We start from the raw sequence: 22,539 nt of genomic DNA on the forward strand, positions 1-22,539 counted from the left end.
GCCGGCCCCGGAAGGGGGCCGGCCGCCTGCCGGGAAAGCCGCCCGGCGGGTGCACCCGATCACCTACGCGCCTTCCACCTGCACGCCTTCCACCTGCGCGTTCGTACCCTTCGCGGCGTTTTCCCGGTTCAGGTAGTTGTATACGGTGAAGCGGCTGACGCCGAGGGCGCCGGCGACCGTCTCCACGCCATGCCGCACGGAGAAGGCCCCCCGGGTCTCCAGAATCCGCACGACAGACTGCTTGGTCTTGCGGTCCAGCTCCGCCAGCGGCATGCCGTGTCGGCGCTGGAGCTCGGCGAGGATGTGGTCGAGCGAGTCCGACAGGTGCGGGAGCCGTACGGCCACCCGGTCGTGCCCCTCCCAGGCCAGCACGACGTCGTCGCCCTGGGCCAGGTCCGGCGCGACCATCTGTCCGCCCATCGCGTCCACCAGCGGCTTGACCGCCTGGACGAAGGGGTGGTCGGCGGGCTCCGTCACGAGCTTCTCCCCTCAGACCCCGCGGCATCCGCGATCACATTGACCTGGAGGGAGACCCGGGTGGCACCCGCCTCCAGGGACTCGCGCAGCAGGTCGGCCACCGCACCGAGCACCCGGTCCGCGTCACCCTCGGCCGTATTGCCGAACGGACCCACGTCGACGGCGTCCAGCTCGGCGCCGGTGACGATGTCCCGCGCCACCACCGCATGGGCCGGCGCCTCGTCCAGGTCGAACGGCTCCGTCGTGAACTCAACTCTCAATCGCACGCCGTTCAACCTACGCGCGGTTCGGCCCGGCCACCAGAAATTGCCCGGGGTCCCCCTTGACAGCCTCAGAGCCCGCCAGGCAAAGTTCCATTACGCAGAAAGTAAGTTCCACTATTCGGAAGCCATTGAGAAGGAGGGGCCGGCAGCCTCATGGGTTTCACGGACACACGCTTCAACGTCAATCTGTCGATCCTGTTCACCGAGCTTCCGTTGCTGGAGCGGCCGGCGGCCGCGCGGGCGGCGGGTTTCACGGCGGTGGAGCTGTGGTGGCCGTGGGTGGATGCCCCGGTCCCGGACGTCTCCGAGCTGGATGCGTTGCGTGATGCCCTGAACGACGCGGGCACACAGCTGGTGGGGCTGAACTTCTACGCGGGGCAGCTGCCGGGCCCGGACCGTGGTGCGCTGTCGGTCCCGGGCGAGGAGTCGGACAAGTTCCGTGCCAACGTCCCGGTGGCGATCGAGTTCGCCACGTCGCTGGGCTGCACCACCTTCAACGCGCTCTACGGCAACCGCGTGGCGGGTGCCACCGAGGCCGAGCAGGACGCGCTGGCGCTGGAGAACCTCACCTTCGCCGCCCGAGCCGTGGGTGAGGTGGGCGGGACGCTGCTGATCGAGGCGCTCAACGCCCCCGAGTCACCCAACTGCCCGATCGTCTCCGCCCCCAAGGCCATCGAGATCGTCGATGCGGTCAACGCGGCGAGTGGGCTGGACAACGCCCGGTTCCTGATGGACCTCTACCACCTGTCCATGAACGGCGAGGACCTGGACGAGGTCATCGACCGCCACACCGCCAAGACCGCGCACGTCCAGATCGCCGACAACCCCGGCCGAGGCGCCCCCGGCACCGGCTCACTGGACTTCACCGCACTACTGGGACGACTGAAGAAGAACGGCTACGACGGCTGGATCGGCCTCGAATACAAGCCCGGCGACGGCCCCAGCACAGGCGCCTTCGCCTGGCTGCCCGCCCCACTGCGCGCCGCCCAGCCCTGAGCCGCACACAGCGCCCCCTTGTTGAACGTGTTTGGAAAGAGGACCCTCTCATGAGCAATCTGCCCAAGATCGCATGGATCGGTCTCGGCATCATGGGCTCCCCCATGGCCGAGAACCTGATCAAGGCCGGCTACCAGGTGTCCGGCTACACCCTGGAGCAGGACAAGCTGGACCGCCTGGCCGCAGCCGGCGGCACCGCCGCCGCCTCCCTGGCCGAGGCCGTCAAGGACGCCGACGTGGTCATCACCATGGTCCCGGCCTCCCCGCAGGTCGAGGCCATCGCCTACGGCCCCGACGGCATCCTGGACAACGCCAAGACCGGCGCACTGCTGATCGACATGTCCTCGATCACCCCCCAGACCTCCATCGACCTGGCCAAGGCCGCGGGCGACAAGGGCATCCGGGTCCTGGACGCCCCCGTCTCCGGCGGCGAGGCCGGCGCCATCGAAGCCGTCCTGTCCATCATGGTCGGCGGCCAGCAGGCCGACTTCGACGCGGCCCGCCCCATCCTCGAAGCCCTCGGCAAGACGATCGTGCTGTGCGGACCGCACGGCTCCGGCCAGACCGTCAAGGCCGCCAACCAGCTCATCGTCGCCATCAACATCCAAGCCTGCGCCGAAGCCGTCGTCTTCCTGGAGAAGTCCGGCGTCGACCTCGCCGCCGCCCTCGACGTCCTGGGCGGGGGCCTCGCCGGCTCCACCGTCCTGGCCCGCAAGACGGACAACTTCAAAAACCGCGACTTCAAGCCCGGCTTCCGCATCGACCTCCACCACAAGGACATGGGCATCGTCACCGACGCCGCCCGCACCGTCGGCGCCGCCCTCCCCGTCGGCACCGTCGTCGCCAACCTCGTCGCCTCCCTCCGCGCCCAAGGCGACGGCAGCCTCGACCACTCCGCCCTCCTCCGCGGCGTCGAACGCCTCTCCGGACACACCACCGAAAGCTGAGGCCATGCCGGCGCAGCGCGTGCCTGCCATAGCGGCGGCCGTCCAGATCATGCGGGACGAAGACGTGGATGTCGTCTTCGGCTGCCCCGGTGCCGCTCTCCTCCCTCTCTACACGGCGATGGAGAAGGCCGGCGGCATCGAGCATCTGGCGGTGCGCCACGAGGAGGGCGCCGCCCACATGGCACACGGCTGGGCCCGGACCAGCGGGACGGCCGGCGTCGCCGCGGTGGCCGCGGGTCCGGGGGCCACTCGGCTGGTCACCGGCCTGTACGCGGCACGGCAGGACGCCGTCCCGCTGGTCTGCATCACCGGCCGGGCGGCGTCCGGCGGCTCGCGCCGGGCGTCCGGCTCGCTGCGCCAGGAAGCCGGCCGGCCGCCGGATCTCGTCCGGCTCGCCGGTCCGGTCACCAAACGGGCCGAGCGGATCGAGGATCCGGCGCGGATACCGGGTGCCTTTCGCGAGGCGTTCCGGATCGCGCGGGAGGGGCGCCCGGGGCCGGTACTGATCGACGTGCCGGACGATGTGGCCGCGGCGGAGATCGCGCAGGGCTCCGGGGCCGACGTCTGGTCCCCGCGGGCCGGGTGCGTACGACCGCAGGCCGTGGCGGGCCACGCGGACCTCGGCGGCCTCCGCGTCCCGGCCCCTTGGGTCCTGGCGGAGCTCACCGAGATCCTCGGTACGCAGACGGCCACCGGCACATACGTCGTCAGCGGCTCGGCGGGCGCGTGTCCCGCCGACTCGGCAGACCCGCGCCGGCACCGGATCCACGGCCGCAACGGCCCTCCGGGCTGGGAGCTGCCGGCCGCGATCGGCGTCAGAAAGGCCCTGGACTCCCGGGGTGAGCGGGCTGCGGAGGTCGTCGTGGTCATCGACGGCCAGGGCTTTCCGTTCCTGGCCGAGGATCTGGCGACCGCGGCGCGGTACGACGTGCCGTTCGTACTGATCATGCTCACCGAGATCCATGCCGACGAGTTCCGCACGGACCCCGTGCGGCTCGCGGCGGCGTACGGCTGCGCAGGCCGTGGCGTCGCCGATCCGGCGGAACTCCGCTCGGCGGTCGAGTGGGCCCGCAGGGAAGCCGTCTCCACGCGGCGGCCGGTCCTCGTAGAGGTCCGGACCGGGCGTGGGGTACGCGCTCCCGGCGGCCCGGTGGTCGACCCCGGGCGCGGATCCGCCCGTGGGACGTAGGGCTCCCCTACGTCCCGACCCCCGAGTTTCCGGGCGGCGGCTGCGCTGACACTTGTCCTGTCGCGCCCAGGCGCGGTCGCCGTCCGGAACACCACCCCCAGCAACCCAGGATTGTTTCAACAAACTGTTGACGTTTGGTCGGAGCTGTTCTTACGCTCCGACATGCGGAAGCCAACTTCCGCGCTCTCGTACGGAAGGTCACCATGTCGAAGCCCACGCTGACGGCGCGCACTCTCACTACGGAGGCAGGCGCCCCCGTCGCCGACAACCAGAACTCCGCCACCGCCGGCGTCGGCGGCCCGATCATCCTCCAGGACCAGCACCTGCTGGAGAAGCTCGCGCGCTTCAACCGCGAGCGCATCCCGGAGCGCGTCGTGCACGCCCGTGGCTCCGGCGCATACGGCTACTTCGAGGTGACCGACGACGTCACCGGTTTCACCCGCGCCGACTTCCTGAGCACCGTCGGCAAGCGGACCGAGACGTTCATCCGCTTCTCGACCGTCGCCGACAACCTCGGCGGCCCGGACGCGGCCCGCGACCCGCGCGGCTTCGCCCTCAAGTTCTACACCGAAGAGGGCAACTACGACCTCGTCGGCAACAACACCCCGGTGTTCTTCATCAAGGACCCGATCAAGTTCCCCGACTTCATCCACTCGCAGAAGCGCGACCCCTTCACGGGCAAGCAGGAGCCGGACAACGTCTGGGACTTCTGGGCGCACGCCCCCGAGGCCACCCACCAGATCACCTGGCTCATGGGCGACCGCGGCATCCCGGCCTCCTACCGCCACATGAACGGCTACGGCTCGCACACCTACCAGTGGACGAACGCCGAGGGCGAGGCCTTCTTCGTCAAGTACCACTTCAAGACCAACCAGGGCATCCGCTCCCTGAGCAGCGAGCAGGGCGCCGAGCTGGCGGGCAAGGACCCCAACAGCCACCAGACCGACCTGCTGCAGTCCATCGAGCGGGGCGTCTACCCCTCGTGGACCCTCTACGTGCAGATCATGCCGGCGGCCGAGGCGGCGGACTACCGCTTCAACCCGTTCGACCTGACGAAGGTGTGGCCGCACAGCGACTACCCGCTGCAGCGCGTCGGCCGGCTGGTCCTGGACCGCAACCCGGACAACGTCTTCGCCGAGGTCGAGCAGTCGGCCTTCTCGCCGAACAACTTCGTGCCCGGCATCGGCCCGTCCCCGGACAAGATGCTCCAGGGTCGACTGTTCGCCTACGCCGACGCACACCGCTACCGCCTGGGCGTCAACCACACCCAGCTGCCGGTGAACGCCCCCAAGGCGACCAAGGCCAACAACTACGGCCGCGACGGCCTGATGGCCGCCAACGGCTACGACCGGCATGCCAAGAACTACGAGCCCAACTCGTACAGCGGCCCGGTGCAGACGAACGAGGCACTCTCCGCCCCGCTCGCCGTCGCCGGCTTCGTCGGCACGCACGAGGCCCCGGCGCACTCCAAGGACGACGACTTCTTCCAGGCCGGTGAGCTCTTCCGGCTGATGTCGGAGGACGAGAAGAAGCGTCTGGTCGACAACATCGCCGGCGGTCTCTCCCAGGTCGGCCGCGACGATGTGATCGAGAAGAACCTCGCCCACTTCCACGCCGCCGACCAGGACTACGGCAAGCGCGTCGAGGCCAGGGTCCGCGAGCTGCGCGAGGACTGACGGGAGGTCGGTTCCCTTGCGCATCCGTACCGGCCGGCCCGTTGAGGGGTGGTCGGCCGGTACGGAGAGGTTGTGCGGAGCTCCGCGGCATCCGGGGAGATACCAGTGCGGTGGCGTGCTCGCCCGATAGGGAAGGGCGAGCCTCTCCCCCGCCGCGGAGCCCGCCTCCTGCCGTTCCCACCCCTCTCCACCTGCTCCGTCCGGTGGCGCGATGTCCCGTCGCGCCCATCTCTCGCGCTGCCGGACGGGACCCACTCACGCAGGGCCCGGAATCCGTACGGTCACGGAGTTCCGGGCCCTGCGTGCGTCATGGCCCGCGCCCCGGCGGTCCTGCGTGCGCCGCTCGTGTTCCCCGCGTGCGCCGCACTGCGCCCCCAAATGCGCCGCGCTCCCCCGGTTTTCACGCCCGACCTGCGGCTCGCGGCGCAATTCGGCCCCCGGCGCCAGGTTTTGGAGGGACCATGGACGGCAGCAGCAGTGCCGTCCTGTCTGCCTCTGCCGACCTACTGCCAGGAGCCGACCATGGCCGACAGCGTGCCGGTGCGGTGCCCCACGTGCCGCCGCGAGAACGCCTTCACCCCGCCCACCTTCCCGTGCGCGTGCGGGGCCCCGCTGACCATGCCCGTACTGCGCGGCGGGGTGCCCGTCGAGATAGTGCACCGCACCTGGCAGGCCTCCTGGGTGGCGGTGCGCTGCGAAGTCTGCGGGCGCCAGGACGAGTGGCCGGCGCCGGAGTCCGGCTGCGCGTGCGGCACGGTCGTCCGCGTCCCCGTCGTCCCCGCGCCCACCTCACCACCACCGGGCTTCCCGGCCCTCGGTATGCGCGGCAAGTCCACACCCCGCCCGGCGCCCGGCGCGCCGCACACCGTGCTGCGGCCGGCGTTCCGCCCGGTCACCATCCGTACGGCCCGCGACTGTGTCACCGCCGCCGCCCAGTATCTGAAGTGGCTGGGCTACACCGACGTCGCACGGACCCAGGAGCGGACCGCCTCCGGCGTGGATCTGCGCGGCACCGGGGTGGTGGCCCAGGTCGATCCCACCACCCGGTCCACCAAACTCCGCGAGATCGAATGCGTCTGGCTCAACGGCCTGAACGAATCCGCCATCGCGGTGTTCTTCTCCCTCGCCGGCTACGCCCGCGACGCCCGCTCCCGCGCCGACGAGCTGCACATACCGCTGTTCGTCATGGACCTCACCGGCACCCCGCAGCCGGTCAACGACCCCGCCGACGAACTGATCAAGTACGGCGCGCAGAAGCGGTGACGCGGGCGGTGGGAGGACCGGCGGCCGGCCGCTATCGCGGATCGCTGCGCCAGGACGTCACGGCCGCCGTCGAAACCCGGTCGCCGGAACCGGCGGAACCGGCGACACTGGCCGAATGATCATCCGAACCCCGTCCCTCGCCGAACTGCCCCTGCTGCGCGACATCGAGCGGGCCGCCGGAGAGCCGTTCCGCGCCCTCGGGATGGCGGCGATCGCGGACGACGAGCCGCCCTCGGTCACGGAGTTGACGAGGTATCAGCGAGCGGGACGGGCACTGGCCGCGTACGACGAGCGGGGCTGCGGGGAGGGCGGCGCCGGGCAGCCGGTCGCGTACCTGCTGTGGGAGCCGGTCGACGGGTGCACCCATGTCGAGCAGGTTTCGGTACATCCCGACCATGCCCACCACGGCATCGGCCGGGCCCTCATCGACCGGGCGATGGAGGTACCTCCCACACCCTCAAAGCAATGGGAGAGGGACAGCGGGCCGGGTGCGCTGACGCTGACCACCTTCGCCGAGGTGCCGTGGAACGCGCCGTACTACACCCGGATCGGCTTCCGGGTACTCGCTGACGCGGAACTCACCCCCGGGCTGCGGGCCATCCGCGCCCGGGAGGCGGCACTGGGGCTGGACCGGTGGCCGCGGGTCTGTATGCGGCGTACGGCAGGCAGGTCGTCCCCGTGACCGCCGGCGGCGCTTCCCCGCCGTCGAGCCCTCAACGGATCGTCAACTATCCCGGGCATCCGGCCATCCCGGTCACCCGACCATCCCAGCCATCCCGGCTGTCCCGGCCGTCCGGATACCCCAGTCAGCCATATGACGAGTAGTCAGGTCACGGCGCGTGCGCGCCATAATGTGGCAATGATCGACGCGAACGCCCTGCGGTCCGCCTGCCTGGAGTTCAATGGCGCGACCGAGGAATTCCCCTTCCCCCGGCACCCGGACGTGTCGACCTTCAAGGTCGGCGGCAAGATCTTCGCGCTGACGACACTGGAGGCGGTACCGCTCACCGTCAGCCTCAAGTGCGACCCCGAGCTGGCGGAGCGGCTGCGTGCGGCGCACCCGGAGGTGGTGCCCGGCTACCACCTCAACAAGCGGCACTGGAACACCGTTTCCCTGGACGGCGACCTCCCGGACCGGCTGATCCTCGACATGATCGAGGACTCCTACGACCTCGTCGTCGCCTCACTCCCGCGCGCCCAACGCCTCCTCCTCGACTGGCCGGGCGAGCACTGACGGACTGTCGGGCCGCAGCCTCTACACCTTGACCTCTCTAGACCGGTCGGTCTAGAGTCCGGGGTATGGCGCAATCACGCGGAGACACCCGCGCCCGGATCCTGCGCACCGCCGCCGATCTCTTTCAGCGGCAGGGCTATGGCGCGACGGGCCTCACTCAAGTACTGGCGGAAAGCGGCGCCCCCAAGGGCTCGCTGTATTTCCACTTCCCGCAGGGGAAGGAGCAGTTGGCCGCGGAGGCGGTGACGCTGGCCGGCACCGAGATGGGCGAGCGGATGGCCGCGGCGCTGGCCGCGGCCTCCGGTCCGGCCGACGCGATCACCGCCCTCGGCGCGCTGTGGGCCCAAGGGCTGGAGGACTCCGACTACCGGGACGGCTGCCCGGTCGCGACCGTCGCACTAGAGGAGGCCGGGGACGCCGGCCCGATCCACGACGCCTGCCAAGGGACGTACCAGCTCTGGTTGTCGGGGCTGGTCGAGCAGCTGCGCGGATGGGGCATGGCCGAGCAGGAGGCCCAGGAGCTGGCCGATCTGGCGATGTCCTCGCTGCAAGGGGCGCTGCTGCTGGCACGGGTGCGCCGCGATGCCACCGTTGTCCATTCGGTCGCCCGCCGCATCGGCGCGATCGCCGCACAGGGAGCGAACTAGCGATATGAGCCCGACAGGTTCCACAAACCAGGTCGAGTCGGTGCGCCGCCCGACCACGGTGCACCACCTCAACTGCGGTTCCCTGATGACGATCGAGGCCACCTACGACGGGCCGCCGCCACTGAACGCCGTCTGCCACTGCCTGCTGGTGGAGACGGACCGGGACGGGCTGGTGCTGATCGAGACCGGTCTCGGCACGGACGATGTGCGCCGTCCGGAGGACTCCCTCGCCCCGGAGTGGATGGAGCTTGCCCAGCCCCGACTCCGGCCTGCCGAGACGGCCCTGCGGCAGATCGAGCGGCTGGGCTACGCGGCCGCTGACGTACGGCATATCGCGCTGACCCACCTGGACGTGGACCACTGCGGCGGGCTGCCGGACTTCCCCGAGGCACGGGTGCATGTCATGGAAGCCGAGCTGCGGGCCGCGCTGGCGGAGGCACCCAGCCGCCGCTATCGCCCGGCGCACTGGGCACACGGCCCCCGCTGGGAGACATATGAACCGGGCGGCGCGAGCGAGGAGTGGGGCGGCTTCGCCGGTGTACGCCAACTCACCGGCGTACACGGCGACTTCCGCATCGTGCCGCTCGGCGGCCACAGCGCCGGGCACGCCGGCATCGCGGTCCGGGACGGCGACCACTGGCTGCTGCACGCCGGGGATGCGTACTTCTACCACCGGGAGATCGCCGTCGACGCGCCGCACTCGCACCCGCTGCTGGACGTCGTCCAGCTAAGCGCCCAGGTGGACGAGAAACTGCGGATCGCCAACCAGGAACGGCTGCGGGACGTCGCGGCGGCGGGCGACACGGCCGGGGAACGGATCACGGTCCTCAACGCACACGACCCGTGGGACTATCTCCGGCTCAGCGCCTAGGACCGTCCGGTGGGAGGGCGTGCTCAGGACGTGCTCAGGCAGGGCGTGCCCATGCAGGGTGTGCAGCCCCGGCAGGGTGCGCCCGGTACCGCGTGATCAGCCGGTCGCCAGGCCCAGTCCGTAGAACCTGACCCGGTACGCGCCTATCCACTCGGCCTCACCGCCCACTATCAGGTCTGCGGGCGTGCGCACTCCCATCGCGCGTGCGGTGGCCACGATCGTCTCGGCCAGCGCCCTGCCTGACGGCTCACCGGGGCCGCCCGCATCGATGCGCCACTTCGGGTCGTCGTCGTCCGGCCACACCCGACGGGTCTCGGGGTGCTCGGCCACGGTGCCCCACCCGAGGGCGGCCGGGTCGGCGTCGTCCGATGCGAAGCAGCCCAGCAACAGCCGGTCCCGGCAGGTCACATCGAACAGGATCGGGGAGTCGCCGTCCGGCAGTTCCCCGTAGACCGGCATCGAGATCGACGTGCCGAGGGCGGTTGTGTCGGCCGGGAGTGTGCCCAGGAAGTCGGCGAGCGCATTGGTCACCGTCTCCCAACTCCGTGCCGACCAGCCGCCCGGAAAGCCCAGGCCGCCGTTCGACGGGTCGTTCCGGCTGCCGAAGAATCCGGTGATCGAATTCTCCTCGCCGATTCCCTGACGCCAGAAGCAGTTCTCCACCGGGTCGGTGGGCTGAAGGATCAGCTCGGGACCGGTCTTCCCGGCCCGCAGTTCGAGGGTGTCCGGCTTACCGCGCCAGCGCAGGAAGGGCGTCCCCCACAGCGGCCCGGAGTCGAAGAACGGTCCCAGGTCGCCATAGACGCCCATGATCGACGCCTCGCCGAGCGCCGCGGTCAGCTCGTCCTTCACCGCTCGGAAGGCGGCTGCCTGGGAGGCCGCGTCCGGCTCGGCAGGCTGTACCGGCACTGCCAGTTCGAGGTATGCCTCGCCATCGGCATACCGCTCCTCCCACTCCCTGACCGGGCGCAGCCGTGCATCGCCCGTGGACCGGCCGGTGCCGATGACCGGCCCGGCGGCGGTCTCCGTCCAGCTCCAGCCGAGCCCGGCGACCAGCGCCCGCGCCCCGTCCTGCGTCCAGCCACCGGCGTCCGACCCGATCAGCCGGCCCGCCAGCTCCGCGATCGTCTCAGTCATGGCATCTCCCCCGTGTCCCTGGCGATCGCGTCCTGCTGATCGCTCACCCCTCCATCCTGCCTTGCGGGTCTGACAATCGAGCCTGGCGGCCTGCCGCCGCCGTGCCGGAGGAAGCGGCGTACGCTGCCCCCATGCGAATTCCTCGGCAGGCAGCGCGCATTGCCGTGCTCGATTCCGACGGCGCGGTCTTCCTCTTCCGGTACGACAACGAAGAGGTCGGCGTCCATTGGGCGATGCCCGGCGGCGGCCTGGAACCCGGGGAGACGCCGCGTGCGGGGGCACGGCGTGAACTGCGCGAGGAGACCGGCTGGACCGACCTTGAGCCGGGTCCGCTGCTGTGCACCTGGGAGCACGACTTCACCATCCCCCAAGCTCTCGGCTCCGCTCGAACAGGGGGGACCCCCATCGGCGTGCCCGTACGCCAGCACGAGCACATCTACCTCACCTACGGGCCGCGCCGGGAACCCACCGACGGCGTGGCGGCCGCGCATGCCGACGACAAGATCTTGCACTGGCGCTGGTGGAGCCCGGCAGAGCTGGCCGACTCCGCCGACCCTCTCTGGCCGCCACAGCTCCCCGCCCTGCTCGCACCGCTGCACGGCCCGACCGGTCCCGCCCCGGCGCCGGTCGACCTGGGCCACGTGCCCAACCGGGTGCCTTAGACCGGCGCCTTCGACCTCCTCGTCCGGCCCAAAAACCCACTCGCCCGGCCCCACTGGTCCAGGGCGTGTTTCAGGAAGCGCGGGCGGCAAGGCATTTGGTGAAGTCGCCCGCGATGTGGCCGATAGCGGTCTCAACGCTGACGTCGTGTTCGCGGCGGTTGGTGCCGCGCTGGACCACCTCATAGCCGCCCTCGTCCAGCACGGCAACGGAGGCGAACCAGACGGGTTCGTCCTCGTCTGGCCGGATGACGGCGAAGGTGTTGTCCGCGTCGTTCAGATCGTGATGAGCATGAACAGGGCATCCTCGGACGGGCCGTCGACGTGGTCGCCGTACTCGCTCTGGTGGGCCCGGCAGACCGTGGAGTCGACGTTCCGCGGAGTCGGCGCGCAAGTTGAATACCCTGAAGTCAGCGGTGAACGCGGCCTTGCCAGACGAGCAGGTGTGCGTCAGCGCTGGCGGGAAGCCCAGACCGCTCTCGGCGAAGCCGAGGAGGAACTCGACGAGCTGACGGCCCGGCAGCGATGCGTGCAGAAACGGTAGCCGCAGCCAAGGAAGCGTTGCATGCCCCGGCGTTACTGCGGTTGCTCGACGTGCGGCCTCGCAGGCGAAGGCGTGCGAGGCCACATGTCAGGTCGGGGAGACAGGTTCCGGCACACCGATGACGAGTCGACGTGATGCGGCTGTGAAGGCCCCCCGACGGCTGTGGAGGCCCTCCGAGCGTTATCGGGTCCTGAAGCGGCGGAAGAGGTTTCGGGCCACGTACACCCCCGGGCCGCCGAAGCCGACGATGTCGACGCGCCCGTCACCGGTGACGTCGGCGAGGAAGCGGGGGTGGCGGTCGACCCGCCAGCCGCCTGCGTCCTCGTTGTACCCGAACCCGTGGCACACCAGCTGAGCCTGCTCGAACTGGCCGCCGCCGCGGCTGTGCGACACCCAGACCCCCTCGTCGCCGAAGCCGACGATGTCCGGATTGCCGTCGCCGGTGACGTCGGCGAGGAAGCGGAGGTGCTTCCCACTCGTCCACCCCTGGGCGAGCCCGAAGTCGTTCAGGACGAGCTTCGGGGGCTCGAACGTGCCGTCGCCGCGCCCGCGTGAGACGACGACGCCCTGCGGGCCGAACCCGACGATGTCCAGTGCTCCGTCACCGGTGGTCCTGACCAGGAACCGGGGGTGCTCATCGACCGAGCTCCACCCCTGGTCGACCCCGAAGTCGTCGAGGACGTACAAAGGGTCGGCGAACGTCCCGTCCTCGTCCTGGAGTGACACCCAGACGCCGTCGTCGTGGCAGCCGACGAGGTCGAGCCTGCCGTCACCGGTGGTGTCGACGAGGAAGCGGGGATGCTTGTCGACAAGCCAACCACCCGCCTTCTCGTCGTGGCCGAACGCCCGGAGAACGGGTTCGTCGGCGATCGGTGCGAACTTTCCTTCCTCGTCCTGGAGTGACACCCAGACGCCGTCGTCGTGGCAGCCGACGAGGTCGAGCCTGCCGTCACCGGTGGTGTCGACGAGGAAGCGGGGGTGCTTGTCGGCAAGCCACCCGCCGGCCTGCTGGCCGTGTCCGAACGCCTTGAGGACCGGCTCGCCGCCCGCGGGCGCGAATGTCCCGGCCTCGTCCTGGGGGGACACCCGGACACCGTCAGCGGCAAGTACGACGACGTCGGGCCTGCCGTCGCCCGTCGTGTCCACGAGGGTCCACAGGTCTGCGGGACTCGGGGAGGGCGCGCCTTGGTGCAGGGCACGCTCGTCGTCGTCGAACGTCCCGTCGCCTCTGCTGGACGACGTCACAGCCCCCTTCGGTGGTTTGAGCCCTACGATGTCCGCCTGCCCTGTTCCCGTGGTGTCGGCGAGGAACCGCGCACCGGGCCCGGCCCACCAGCCCGGTTGCCCGCTGCAAGAGCGGTTGGCCCCGTCGCTCTTCCACCCGCCGGCGTCCTGGTCGCTCCCGAACTGTTCGAGGACCAGCAGCATGTTGCTGAAGGAGGGCGTCGCGTCGGGTGCCGGCCGCAGCGCGGTCGAGCGGGCCAGCCGCCAGGATTGGCGGCCGTTCCAGTGGCTCAGTGGTGCCCAGCGCAGCACGGGGTCGCTGGTGCGCTCGGGCTCGGCCGGGACGAAGCGCCACCGCTGGCTCTCCGCGCTGTCGTCGTACTCTCGCAGGACGATCCGGGTGTCGTCCTCGCCGGGGTCGGCGAGGTCGAGAACGGCGCCATCGGTCGCGCCCTCGATTAAGTAGAGGCCCGCTTCGCCCTCAACGGGGACGACGTGCCACTGCTGGCCCTTCTTGCCGGCGGCGGCGTTCCACTGGCGGACGCCGCGGTCCGCGGCGGCGGGGTTGTCGAGCACCTTGCCGCTGACCGCGTTGCGGATCACATATGCCTGTTCGTCTTGTGCTTGCCCACCTTGCGCGGCCTGCGCGGGGGTGAGCTGCCACTGCTCCGGGCTCGGGCCGCCATCGGGGAAGTCGCGGACGACGAGCGCCCCGTCCGCGCTCGGCGCGGCCTTGACGCCGAGCGTCTTCCCTGTGGCGGCGTTGACGATCTCCAGCTTCAGTTCTTCCGTGGGCACGGGCATCGTGGTGCCTCTTCCAGGCGGTGCGGGCGTTGGCTCGGGACGGGTGTGGCGCGGCGGTGGCCGCGGATCACGTGAAGACGTGGTGATACGGGACGTTCCACTCGCTGGGCAGCCGCGGGTAGAACGTGTTGATGACCGTCCCGGTGAAGTCCCCGCCCCAGTTGTAGGTGAGACGCACCTCGCTGTCGGCCGTCACCGCATGGTCCTTGAACCCGAGGATGGCGTCGGGATGGGTGATCGGCACGAAGGTGATCCCGCCCCACGGCGTCACCGTGACGACCCAGAGCTGGGTGTCCTCGGGCGCGCCGTTCTTCCCACGCCACTTGTCGCCCACCTTGTCGGGGAGGCCGACCTGGACGGTGTCGGCCGTGCTCTTGGGGGCCTCCTGGTGGACGGCGATGCGCCTGCGCTGCGGCTTGGGCGCGCCATCGTCACCGCGCCCGGCGTCGGCGTCGCCTGCACCAGCGGGTTTGGGCGACACCTGGCCCGCGGCGCTCTCGATGAAGTACAGCGGTCGCTGCCCGAAGAAGCCGGCGGGGGTGATGTACCAAAGGTGGCCCTGCGCCTCCTTGGTGGCCGGATCGAGCGCGGTGGCCAGCTTGACCCCCTTGTCGTGGCTCTCCTCCTTCAGCTCGGTCGGCCGCAGGTAGCCGCCGTTGAAGGCGTGAACGAGCATGACCGGTCGATTCTCGACCAGCGCTGCCACGATCGCGTTGTCATAACTGTTCACCGCCACCGGGCCGCCGACCACCAAATTCGCCATCGTCGTGCGTTCTTGGGTGTACATCGCGGAAACCTCACCTGTTCGAATGTAGAGAACAACGCGTCGGACTCTCAATGCAGTGGTCTATCACGCAGCATTACCGAAAGCCCACACCCTCAATCGAAACGACCTAAAACAAATGGATGGCCGAAACGAATACCCTCACTTTCGGCAACATCCGAGGCCACAGCACTCGCAGGCAGGACTATCGGAAATCCGTCGACCGATTGTTCGACAGTGCCGCAAGCTGCCGCCACCTCACGCAAGTTGAGAGCAGCCGCCAAACCTTTACGGGTGCAGATCTTTTAGGGGTGCAATTCGAGATTCGAGGCTGTTGGGGGTGGAGTGGCGGTGGCTGAATTTCTACTGTCGTCGGCGTTGAGCCCGCCGCTGGGGCGGGTGCCGGAATGGGGCCCGTGATAACTTCGATTTTCGGAACGCGCGCAGATGTCTGTTTCCATTTTGCCGAGCGCGGTTCGACCAGAATCAGTTGAGGACGGGAAATGCCTTCCAACGCGTACAACCTGGAACGGGCCAAGCGCCAGCCACTGACGAAGAAGAACCTGCGGGAACTCAACATCGAGCAGACCTGGCAGTCCATCCTGGACCACCCCAACCTGGTCTACGTCGACGACTACGGTGTGCGGCACAAGCCCGTCGGGTTCTCCCTGAACAAGTCGAGCTTCGGCGATTTCCCCGGATCCGCGTACCAGCTGGGCTGGCTCGCCTACATGAACCTCGGGGAGCCGCTGATCGAGGAGCGGCGCAACATCAGCCAGCCCCCGCCCGACACGTTCTCCTCGCGCACCTACGTCAACCGCAGTAAGTCTGAGATGACCTTCACCGACTCGGTCGATTTCACCGTGTCGAACGGGGCCACATGGTCACTCACGGGGGACTCCAAGCTCACCTTCGGCGGCAGCGTCAGCGCGCAGCTTCAGCTGCAGCTTCAGCTGCAGCTCGGTCTGAACCTCCAGGCGCAGCTTCAGACGCAGCTGAAGAATGAGATGACGAACAAGAACGCGAACACGGTGACCAACAAGAACAGCAAGGACAGCGTGGGGGTGGACAACGCGAACGCCGTCGACATGGGCGTGACCAACGGGGTGACGAACTCTGCGTCGGGCTCGGTGGCAGGCTCGACTGCGTTCACGACCACGGGCAGCGCCTCCGGCACGGCGGGACTCAACGCTTCGCTGGCGCAGGGCATCGCGGCCTCCGTCGGCGGCTCCCTGACCACCGGCTGGGCCTCGAAATCGCAGATCTCCGGCAAGGTCCCGGCAGGCTCCCGCGTGGAGACCCTCGTCACGCAGCGCCGTACCCGCAAGCAGTACACGTACGAGATCCCGGTGACCTTCTCCGGGCTGCTCGCGGTGCAGTACAAGGTGCCGGTGGCGGTCCTGTCTCCCCCGCAGCGCGGGGACTATCCCGGCCTCGACCGGCTGGTCGCCCGCGACATCAGCGACATCGACCTGGCAGGCGGCGGCTTTCGCATGAAGGGACTGGCCGAGGTCGTCTCCGCCCTGGAGGTCCACCACACGATGTTCGACGGCGAGAGCCTGACCGACAGCCAGAGAGGGCTGTACAAGCAGCCTTGACCGGGCGGGCGGCACCGCCACGACGACGACCAGGGGTGACAACCATGGTGTTCGACAACATCTTCGGCTTCGCGAGCAAGGGCGCGGGGCTCTTCTCGGTGACCACCGACCGCGACAAGCCGCAGCCGGGAGAAGGCGTCGACTTCGAGGACGCCGACGACTACACCTACGACGACACGACCACGAGCCTGTACACCAGCGCGATCCACGGGGCTTCCTCCCGGGCGAAGATCGTGCAGGAGCAGTCACCCGAAGCGCGGGTCGTCTTGGGTTTCCTCGGCGCCTTCATCCGCAACACCCAGGCATCGGCCGATGCGCAGACCCAGTACGCCCAGGAGCCAAGCTCGGTATCCACGGCGGCGGCGGCCGGCATGGAGAAGTCGAGTGAGACGGTGACGAAGCACAGCGACCTTAAGAAGCCCGAGGGCCTGAAGGACATGCCGACGAAGGACGAGTGCATGAAGCCCAAGGCGCAAGCTGCCGAGGCCAAGGAGCCCAAGGCCCCCAAGGCGAGCGCCGAGAAGCCGGACCGATCCGAGTAGTGTCCGAGTTCCGAGGGGTCAGGGGCGAGCACCGCCCCTGACCCCTCGTTCGTGTGTCACACGGGGAGCAGCTGCCACTGCCGTTCGCGGTGGTCGCCCTCCGCCCCGTGCTGTTTGATCACCGTGCGGGCGTTGGTGTCGACGCGGAGGAGCAGACCGCTGTTCCGATTCGCGATCTCGTACACCCGCGGGGTGCCGGTCACCGAGCCCACCGGGATCAGTCTCCACTGCTGATGGCGTGCGTCAGCACCCTCGTAGGCGCGCTGCGCGACCACCGCTCCGGCCGCCACCCCCGCCCCGACGACCTCCAGGACCTTGCCGCTGCGCACGTTCTCGATCCTGTACAGGACGTCGCCATTGTCCTGGCCCGCCGCGACCAGCCGCCACCGCTGGTGATCCCTGGGGACGGCGAGGGACTGGTGGATCTCGGCCCCGTCCTGGGTGGATTCACGCTGGACCGCCATCCGCAGCCTGCTCCGGACATTGGCCCAAGAAACCACCGTGCCCGAATCGGGCAGCCCGGCCAGCCTCGCCGACGCGATCTTCCGAACCCGGTGGTTGAGGTGGTCGGCGATGTAGAGGGTGTCGACGCAGTCCACAGCGAGCCCGAACGGGTTCTTCAGCTGGGCTGAGGCTGCCGGGCCGTCGTCACCGCTGAAGCCCGCAGTGCCCGTGCCAGCGACCGTGCTGATCTTCCCGTCCGCCGTGATCTTCCGGACCCGGTGATTGCTGTACTCGGCGATGTAGAGGATGCCGGTGCTGTCCACCACCATTCCTACCGGACCGTTCAGCTGGGCTGAGGCTGCCGGGCCGTCGTCACCGCTGAAGCCCGCAGTGCCCGTGCCAGCGACCGTGCTGATCTTCCCATCGGCCGTGATCTTCCGGACCCGGTGATTGCTGTAATCGGCGATGTAGAGGTCGCCCGCGCCATCCACCACCACTGCGTGCGGGCCGTTCAGCTGGGCTGAAACCGCTGGACCGCCGTCTCCCGCGAAGCCCCCGGACCCGGTCCCCGCGACCGTACTGATCTTCCCATCGACCGTCATCTTTCGGATCCGGTGGTTGCCGTGGTCGATGATGTGGAGGACACCGGTGCTGTCCACTGCCACCCCCAACGGGGTGTGCAACCGGGCGGCGGTGGCGGGGCCGCCGTCACCGCTGAAGCCCGCAGTGCCCGCGCCGGCGACCGTGCTGATCTTCCCATCGGTCGTGATCTTTCGGACCCTGTGGTTGTTGGTATCGGTGATGTAGACGGTGCCTGCGCTGTCGACCGCCACCGCACGCGGGTAGTTCAGCTGGGCCGAGACGGCAGGGCCATTGTCCCCGCTGAAGCCCGCAGCCCCGGTCCCCGCGACCGTGCCGACCTTCCCGTCAGTCGTGATCTTCCGGACCCGGTGATTGTAGAAGTCGGAGAAGTAGAGGGTGCCGGTGCTGTCCACCGCGATCCCGTACGGACGGTTCAACTGAGCCGAAACGGCAGGCTCGTTGTCCCCTTTGAACCCCGCGACCCCAGTCCCCGCGACTGTGCTGATCGGAGGGGCGGAGTGCTCGTCACCTGTGGCTGCCGCGTGGGCAGTGCTCATCGTCATCCCTTCACCGTTCCCCGACCGCCCACTACAGGCGGTTTTCGGTTGACTCCAGAAAGTCACAAGAGCGTCAGGGTTGGCAAGGTCACTTCTGAGTCATAGTTGCGGAGCACGGCGACGAGACACCGCACCGGATCGGTAGTCGACCCCCGCCGACGCCCGGACATGAAACTGCTCGATCGCGCCGGCGTCTCGGATCAGGCCGACGTGCCACGTGCGCCGCGTTCAACGGTGCCGTACGCGACCACGACGCACCGGAGCTTCCGACCACCGGCGCCATGGTCACCACCACCGGCTGTCCAGGCCCTACGCCCGCGCCACCCGCCCCAGTTCCTCCGCCAACCGCTCCCGCAGTTCGACCTTGCGGACCTTGCCGCTGACCGTCATCGGGAAGGCATCGACGATGTCGAGGTAGCGCGGCACCTTGAAGTGGGCGAGCCGGGAGCGGCAGTAGCGGGCCAGCTCATCGCGGGTCAGCGGGACTTCGGGGTCGCGGAGGATGACGCAGGCGGCGATCTCCTCGCCGTATTTCTCGTCCGGGACGCCGACGACCTGTACATCGGCGATCTTGGGGTGGGAGTAGAGGAACTCCTCGATCTCGCGCGGGTAGACGTTCTCGCCACCCCTGATGATCATGTCCTTGATCCGGCCGACGATCCGGACATAGCCGTCGTCGTTCATGACGGCCAGGTCGCCGGTGTGCATCCAGCGGGCGGCGTCGACGACCTCGGCGGTGCGTTCCGGCTCCTCCCAGTAGCCGAGCATCACGCTGTAGCCGCGGGTGCACAGTTCGCCCGGTGTGCCGCGCGGCACGGTCACCCCGCTCGCCGGGTCGACGACCTTCACCTCGATGTGCGGGAGCACCCGTCCGACGGTCGCGGTGCGGTGCTCCAGATCGTCGTCGCAGCGGGTCTGGGTGGAGACCGGGGAGGTCTCGGTCATGCCGTAGCAGATGGAGACCTCGGCCATGTGCATCTCGGCGACCACCCGCTTCATGACCTCCTCGGGGCAGGGGGAGCCCGCCATGATGCCGGTACGGAGGGAGGAGAGGTCGTAGGTGGCGAAGTCGGGGTGGTCGAGTTCGGCGATGAACATGGTGGGGACGCCGTAGAGCGAGGTGCAGCGCTCGTCCTGGACGGCCTGGAGGGTGGTGGCGGCGTCGAAGGCCGGGGCCGGGATGACGATGCAAGCGCCGTGCGAGGTGGCGCCGAGGTTGCCCATGACCATGCCGAAGCAGTGGTAGAAGGGGACCGGCAGGCACACCCGGTCGTGTTCGGTGTAGCCGACGGTCTCGCCCACCCAGTAGCCGTTGTTGAGGATGTTGTGGTGGGAGAGGGTGGCGCCCTTGGGGAAGCCGGTGGTCCCGGAAGTGTACTGGATGTTGACCGGGTCGTCGGCGGTCAGGGTCTTTTCGCACTCGGCGAGCCGGGTGTGCGGGACGGCGGCGCCGGCGGCCAGCAGTCCGCCCCAGGTGCGGTCGCCGATGTAGACCACATCGCGCAGCGCCGGGCTCTCGGCCCGTACCTGCTCGATCATCCGGCGGTAGTCGCTGGTCTTGTGGTGGACGGCGGAGACCAGCACCGTGATGCCGGCCTGTTGGAGGACGTACGCCAACTCGTGGACCCGGTATGCCGGGTTGACGTTGACGAGGATCGCGCCGATGCGGGCGGTGGCGTACTGGACGAGTACCCATTCGGCGCAGTTGGGCGCCCAGATGCCGACCCGGTCGCCCTTGCCGACGCCCTTGGCGAGCAGGCCGAGAGCCACCTCGTCCACCGCGCGGCCCAGTTCCCGGTACGTCCAGCGGCGGCCGCCCGCCACCTCGACCAGCGCCTCGCGGTCGCCGAACCGGGCGATGCTGCGGGCCAGATCGGCGCCGATGGTGTGGCCGAGCAGCGGCCGCTCGGCGACTCCGCTCGCGTACGACAGCTCTTTCTGCGGCTGGTTCATCGGGGGTTCTCCTCCCAGTACTCGGCATCGCCGTCGCCCTGCGCGGTGCGCTCGCGCAGCTCGGTTCGGCGGATCGTGCCGGAGACGGTCTTGGGCAGTTCGGCGAACTCCGGTCGCCGGATGCGCTTATAGGGGCCAGCACTTCACGGGAGTGCTCGAAGAGCAGTTTCGCGGATTCCGGGCCCGGCTCCCAGCCGGCCGCCGGCACGACACTCGCCTTGGGGACGGCCGGCCGCAACGGGTCGGGGGCCGGCACCACGACGGCCTCGGCGACCGCTTCGTGTGGGAGCTGTCTGCATGCGGCGCCGCTGGAGGGGTGCCGCATGCCCGGACTCGTTCGACAGGTTCATCGCCGGCCATGCCGGGCAGGATCCGTCGTCCGGCCTTACGTAAGGTCGGACGGCAGTCAGTTGACTCCCCGGTCAAGCTCCGACCAATACGGCTGGCGCAGCTTGAACTTCTGGATCTTGCCGGTAGCCGTACGGGGAATGCTGTCGCGGAATTCGACGGAAGTCGGAGCCTTGTAGCCGGCCATGTGCTGCTTGCAGTGAGCGATGATGTCGGACTCCTGAGCCGTCGCCCCCTCGGCGAGGACCACCAGGGCTTTGATCGTCTCGCCCCACCTCTCGTGCGGAACACCGATGACGGCGACCTCGGCGACCCCGGGGTGGCTGAAGATGGTGTCCTCCACCTCGATCGACGACACATTCTCGCCGCCGGTGATGATCACGTCTTTCTTTCGGTCCGAGATCGTCAGGTGGCCGTCGGCCTCGTCGATCGTGCCTCCGTCGCCGGTGTGGAACCAGCCGCCCTCCAGGGCAGCCGATGTCTCCTCCGGCTTGTCCCAATATCCGTCGAGCACCGTGTTCGAGCGGGCCAGGACCTCGCCGGACTCCGAGATCTTCAGCTTGACGCCGAGTGCGGGCAGACCTGCGCGGGACAGCTTGCGCGCCCGTTCCTCGGCAGGAAGGTCGGCATCGCCCGGCCGGGTGCGGTTGACGGTGAGGAGGGGCGAGGTCTCGGTCAGGCCGTAGATCTGCGTGAACTCCCAGCCCAGTTCGTCCTCCAGGCGCTGGATGGTCTTGGTCGGTGGCGGGGCGCCCGCGCAGATGATCCGCACGCGGTCGCGGCCCGGGATCTCACCCTCCCAGGTCGCCGCCGCATCCAGCACCATGTTCCAGACAGCCGGGGCACCGCACATGAGCGTGACGCCGTGCTCATCGACCCGCCGTAGGATTTCCGCGCCGTCGACCTTGCGCAGCGCCACCTGTTTGACGCCGAGCCCGGCCATCACGTACGGCATTCCCCAGCCGTTGCAGTGGAACATCGGCAGCGTGTGCAGGTAGACATCGCGCTCCCATGCCCGGGTGTGCAGGCCGAAGGTCAGCGCGTCGACCCAGATGTTGCGGTGGGTCAGTTGGACACCCTTGGGACGGGCGGTGGTACCCGATGTGTAGTTGATCGTCGCGGTGGCATCCTCGTCCGGGTTCGACCACGGACGCGGATCGACGCCGAACCGCATCAGCTCGGCCTCGGTCTGCTCGCCGAGGACGAACCGGTGGCGTGCCTTGACGCCGGCCAGTGCGTCATCCAGCTCCGGGTCGACGAGCAGGACCGAGGCCCCGCTCTGCCGCACCACGTAATCGACCTCTTCGGGCTTGAGGCGGAAATTCACCGGAACGCAGATCCGGCCGCTCATCGGCACCGCGAACAGCAGCTCCAGCATCCGCGCCGAGTTGTGGCTGACCACCGCCACCCGCTCGCCCTCGCCGACACCGAGCGCGTCAAACCCCGCCTGCCAGGCCCGAACCCGCTCACCGAACCGCCCGTAGGTCGACACCGGAACCGGCGGGGCGGGCTGGTCCGGTTCGTCGACCACCCCCGGGCTGGAACGGAATCCCAGCTCGGCCCGGTCGAGGAAATCCGCAATCGTCATCGGTGTCCGCATAGCTCTCTCCTGTACCCGGAACAACCACGTCTGAAATGGGGAGTCTGGCACTTGTGAAATGGAGAGTCTGGCACTTGCCGCATCTGCCGGCAGGTGAAGCGGCAGCTTTCGTGTCGGCGGCGGTCAGGCGGTCAGGCCGTCAGCCGCAGGTGAGAACAGGGCCTGTCCGATGGGTCAGGGACGGGCCCGGCCATGACCCAACGGACAGGCCCTACGCCGCT

The 22,539-nt window shown here is 69.2% G+C and carries 20 protein-coding genes and 2 pseudogenes; 12 read left to right on the plus strand and 10 right to left on the minus strand.

From position 1 onward, the window contains the following. Positions 1-63: 63 nt before the first annotated feature. On the minus strand, positions 64-477 hold the full coding sequence (locus tag AB0I10_RS34825) for a helix-turn-helix domain-containing protein (protein WP_363156716.1): 414 nt from the start codon (positions 475-477) through the stop codon (positions 64-66). Further along, complete coding sequence (locus tag AB0I10_RS34830) at positions 474-743, minus strand: hypothetical protein (protein ID WP_363156717.1); 270 nt, start codon at positions 741-743, stop codon at positions 474-476. Before AB0I10_RS34830 ends, AB0I10_RS34825 begins: the two co-directional genes overlap by 4 nt. 150 nt (positions 744-893) lie before the next feature. Here AB0I10_RS34830 and AB0I10_RS34835 point away from each other — a divergent pair, with 150 nt between their 5' ends. The 9 genes from AB0I10_RS34835 to AB0I10_RS34875 all read left to right on the plus strand — a co-directional run bounded on the left by AB0I10_RS34835 (position 894) and on the right by AB0I10_RS34875 (position 9,563). After that, positions 894-1,736 carry a TIM barrel protein gene (locus AB0I10_RS34835; RefSeq protein ID WP_363156718.1) on the plus strand — a complete coding sequence of 281 codons (843 nt, stop codon included), beginning with the start codon at positions 894-896 and terminating at the stop codon, positions 1,734-1,736. Between the two features lie 50 nt (positions 1,737-1,786). Continuing rightward, positions 1,787-2,683: a 2-hydroxy-3-oxopropionate reductase gene (locus tag AB0I10_RS34840; RefSeq protein ID WP_363156719.1), complete on the plus strand. Its 897-nt coding sequence runs from the start codon at positions 1,787-1,789 to the stop codon at positions 2,681-2,683. Between the two features lie 4 nt (positions 2,684-2,687). Beyond that, a complete protein-coding gene (locus AB0I10_RS34845; protein WP_363156720.1) occupies positions 2,688-3,872 on the plus strand; it encodes a thiamine pyrophosphate-binding protein in 1,185 nt (394 codons plus the stop codon). A gap of 218 nt (positions 3,873-4,090) precedes the next feature. Beyond that, positions 4,091-5,548 (plus strand): catalase, encoded by a 1,458-nt coding sequence (locus AB0I10_RS34850; protein WP_363156736.1) that lies wholly within the window; start codon positions 4,091-4,093, stop codon positions 5,546-5,548. 522 nt (positions 5,549-6,070) lie between these two features. Next, positions 6,071-6,811 (plus strand): hypothetical protein, encoded by a 741-nt coding sequence (locus AB0I10_RS34855; RefSeq protein ID WP_363156721.1) that lies wholly within the window; start codon positions 6,071-6,073, stop codon positions 6,809-6,811. A 115-nt stretch (positions 6,812-6,926) separates the two neighbouring features. Next, positions 6,927-7,493, plus strand: coding sequence for a GNAT family N-acetyltransferase (locus tag AB0I10_RS34860; protein ID WP_363156722.1), 567 nt, complete (start codon positions 6,927-6,929; stop codon positions 7,491-7,493). Between the two features lie 177 nt (positions 7,494-7,670). After that, positions 7,671-8,045 carry an MmcQ/YjbR family DNA-binding protein gene (locus AB0I10_RS34865; RefSeq protein ID WP_363156723.1) on the plus strand — a complete coding sequence of 125 codons (375 nt, stop codon included), beginning with the start codon at positions 7,671-7,673 and terminating at the stop codon, positions 8,043-8,045. A 65-nt stretch (positions 8,046-8,110) separates the two neighbouring features. Then, positions 8,111-8,692 carry a TetR/AcrR family transcriptional regulator gene (locus AB0I10_RS34870; RefSeq protein WP_363156724.1) on the plus strand — a complete coding sequence of 194 codons (582 nt, stop codon included), beginning with the start codon at positions 8,111-8,113 and terminating at the stop codon, positions 8,690-8,692. A 4-nt stretch (positions 8,693-8,696) separates the two neighbouring features. Beyond that, positions 8,697-9,563, plus strand: coding sequence for an MBL fold metallo-hydrolase (locus tag AB0I10_RS34875; protein WP_363156725.1), 867 nt, complete (start codon positions 8,697-8,699; stop codon positions 9,561-9,563). A gap of 96 nt (positions 9,564-9,659) precedes the next feature. On the opposite strand, the gene AB0I10_RS34880 is transcribed toward AB0I10_RS34875, so the two are convergent. Further along, positions 9,660-10,700, minus strand: a complete 1,041-nt coding sequence (locus AB0I10_RS34880) for a hypothetical protein (RefSeq protein WP_363156727.1) — start codon at positions 10,698-10,700, stop codon at positions 9,660-9,662. A 131-nt stretch (positions 10,701-10,831) separates the two neighbouring features. Here AB0I10_RS34880 and AB0I10_RS34885 point away from each other — a divergent pair, with 131 nt between their 5' ends. After that, on the plus strand, positions 10,832-11,362 hold the full coding sequence (locus AB0I10_RS34885) for an NUDIX domain-containing protein (RefSeq protein ID WP_363156728.1): 531 nt from the start codon (positions 10,832-10,834) through the stop codon (positions 11,360-11,362). A 70-nt stretch (positions 11,363-11,432) separates the two neighbouring features. Here AB0I10_RS34885 and AB0I10_RS34890 read toward each other — a convergent pair. From AB0I10_RS34890 to AB0I10_RS34900, 3 genes and pseudogenes are all read right to left on the minus strand, one after another. Then, a pseudogene (locus AB0I10_RS34890) lies at positions 11,433-11,773 on the minus strand (hypothetical protein). Between the two features lie 310 nt (positions 11,774-12,083). Next, positions 12,084-13,931, minus strand: coding sequence for an FG-GAP-like repeat-containing protein (locus AB0I10_RS34895; protein WP_363156729.1), 1,848 nt, complete (start codon positions 13,929-13,931; stop codon positions 12,084-12,086). Between the two features lie 67 nt (positions 13,932-13,998). Beyond that, complete coding sequence (locus tag AB0I10_RS34900; protein ID WP_363156730.1) at positions 13,999-14,718, minus strand: hypothetical protein; 720 nt, start codon at positions 14,716-14,718, stop codon at positions 13,999-14,001. A 479-nt stretch (positions 14,719-15,197) separates the two neighbouring features. On the opposite strand from AB0I10_RS34900, the gene AB0I10_RS34905 reads away from it, so the two are divergent. After that, positions 15,198-16,292, plus strand: a complete 1,095-nt coding sequence (locus tag AB0I10_RS34905) for a hypothetical protein (RefSeq protein ID WP_363156731.1) — start codon at positions 15,198-15,200, stop codon at positions 16,290-16,292. Between the two features lie 44 nt (positions 16,293-16,336). Beyond that, positions 16,337-16,834 carry a hypothetical protein gene (locus AB0I10_RS34910; RefSeq protein ID WP_363156732.1) on the plus strand — a complete coding sequence of 166 codons (498 nt, stop codon included), beginning with the start codon at positions 16,337-16,339 and terminating at the stop codon, positions 16,832-16,834. 56 nt (positions 16,835-16,890) lie between these two features. Here the strand turns inward: AB0I10_RS34910 and AB0I10_RS34915 are convergent, their stop codons facing one another. The 4 genes and pseudogenes from AB0I10_RS34915 to AB0I10_RS34930 form a co-directional block, all read right to left on the minus strand. Next, positions 16,891-18,417 (minus strand): RICIN domain-containing protein, encoded by a 1,527-nt coding sequence (locus AB0I10_RS34915; RefSeq protein ID WP_363156733.1) that lies wholly within the window; start codon positions 18,415-18,417, stop codon positions 16,891-16,893. Between the two features lie 309 nt (positions 18,418-18,726). Next, entirely contained in the window at positions 18,727-20,370 is a 1,644-nt protein-coding gene (locus AB0I10_RS34920; RefSeq protein ID WP_363156734.1) for an AMP-binding protein, read from the minus strand. After that, positions 20,367-20,659 (minus strand): annotated as a pseudogene (locus tag AB0I10_RS34925) (AMP-dependent synthetase); the annotation flags it as partial. The gene AB0I10_RS34920 and the pseudogene AB0I10_RS34925, both read right to left, overlap by 4 nt. Before the next feature lie 117 nt (positions 20,660-20,776). Beyond that, the gene (locus AB0I10_RS34930; RefSeq protein WP_363156735.1) at positions 20,777-22,318 is read right to left on the minus strand and encodes an AMP-binding protein; all 1,542 of its coding nucleotides are present in this window, start codon (positions 22,316-22,318) and stop codon (positions 20,777-20,779) included. Positions 22,319-22,539 lie beyond the last annotated feature (221 nt).

The organism is Streptomyces sp. NPDC050636 (genome assembly GCF_040654775.1).
Taxonomy (GTDB): Bacteria; Actinomycetota; Actinomycetes; order Streptomycetales; family Streptomycetaceae; genus Streptomyces.

Excerpts from the sequence above, each read along its gene's own strand:
- AB0I10_RS34835 (WP_363156718.1), top strand. The coding sequence starts at position 894 with ATGGGTTTCACGGACACACGCTTCAACGTCAATCTGTCGATCCTGTTC.
- AB0I10_RS34840 (WP_363156719.1), top strand. The coding sequence starts at position 1,787 with ATGAGCAATCTGCCCAAGATCGCATGGATCGGTCTCGGCATCATGGGC.
- AB0I10_RS34845 (WP_363156720.1), top strand. The coding sequence starts at position 2,688 with ATGCCGGCGCAGCGCGTGCCTGCCATAGCGGCGGCCGTCCAGATCATG.
- AB0I10_RS34855 (WP_363156721.1), top strand. The coding sequence starts at position 6,071 with ATGGCCGACAGCGTGCCGGTGCGGTGCCCCACGTGCCGCCGCGAGAAC.
- AB0I10_RS34860 (WP_363156722.1), top strand. The coding sequence starts at position 6,927 with ATGATCATCCGAACCCCGTCCCTCGCCGAACTGCCCCTGCTGCGCGAC.
- AB0I10_RS34865 (WP_363156723.1), top strand. The coding sequence starts at position 7,671 with ATGATCGACGCGAACGCCCTGCGGTCCGCCTGCCTGGAGTTCAATGGC.
- AB0I10_RS34870 (WP_363156724.1), top strand. The coding sequence starts at position 8,111 with ATGGCGCAATCACGCGGAGACACCCGCGCCCGGATCCTGCGCACCGCC.
- AB0I10_RS34875 (WP_363156725.1), top strand. The coding sequence starts at position 8,697 with ATGAGCCCGACAGGTTCCACAAACCAGGTCGAGTCGGTGCGCCGCCCG.
- AB0I10_RS34880 (WP_363156727.1), bottom strand. The coding sequence starts at position 10,700 with ATGACTGAGACGATCGCGGAGCTGGCGGGCCGGCTGATCGGGTCGGAC.
- AB0I10_RS34885 (WP_363156728.1), top strand. The coding sequence starts at position 10,832 with ATGCGAATTCCTCGGCAGGCAGCGCGCATTGCCGTGCTCGATTCCGAC.
- AB0I10_RS34895 (WP_363156729.1), bottom strand. The coding sequence starts at position 13,931 with ATGCCCGTGCCCACGGAAGAACTGAAGCTGGAGATCGTCAACGCCGCC.
- AB0I10_RS34900 (WP_363156730.1), bottom strand. The coding sequence starts at position 14,718 with ATGTACACCCAAGAACGCACGACGATGGCGAATTTGGTGGTCGGCGGC.
- AB0I10_RS34905 (WP_363156731.1), top strand. The coding sequence starts at position 15,198 with ATGCCTTCCAACGCGTACAACCTGGAACGGGCCAAGCGCCAGCCACTG.
- AB0I10_RS34910 (WP_363156732.1), top strand. The coding sequence starts at position 16,337 with ATGGTGTTCGACAACATCTTCGGCTTCGCGAGCAAGGGCGCGGGGCTC.
- AB0I10_RS34915 (WP_363156733.1), bottom strand. The coding sequence starts at position 18,417 with ATGAGCACTGCCCACGCGGCAGCCACAGGTGACGAGCACTCCGCCCCT.
- AB0I10_RS34920 (WP_363156734.1), bottom strand. The coding sequence starts at position 20,370 with ATGAACCAGCCGCAGAAAGAGCTGTCGTACGCGAGCGGAGTCGCCGAG.
- AB0I10_RS34930 (WP_363156735.1), bottom strand. The coding sequence starts at position 22,318 with ATGCGGACACCGATGACGATTGCGGATTTCCTCGACCGGGCCGAGCTG.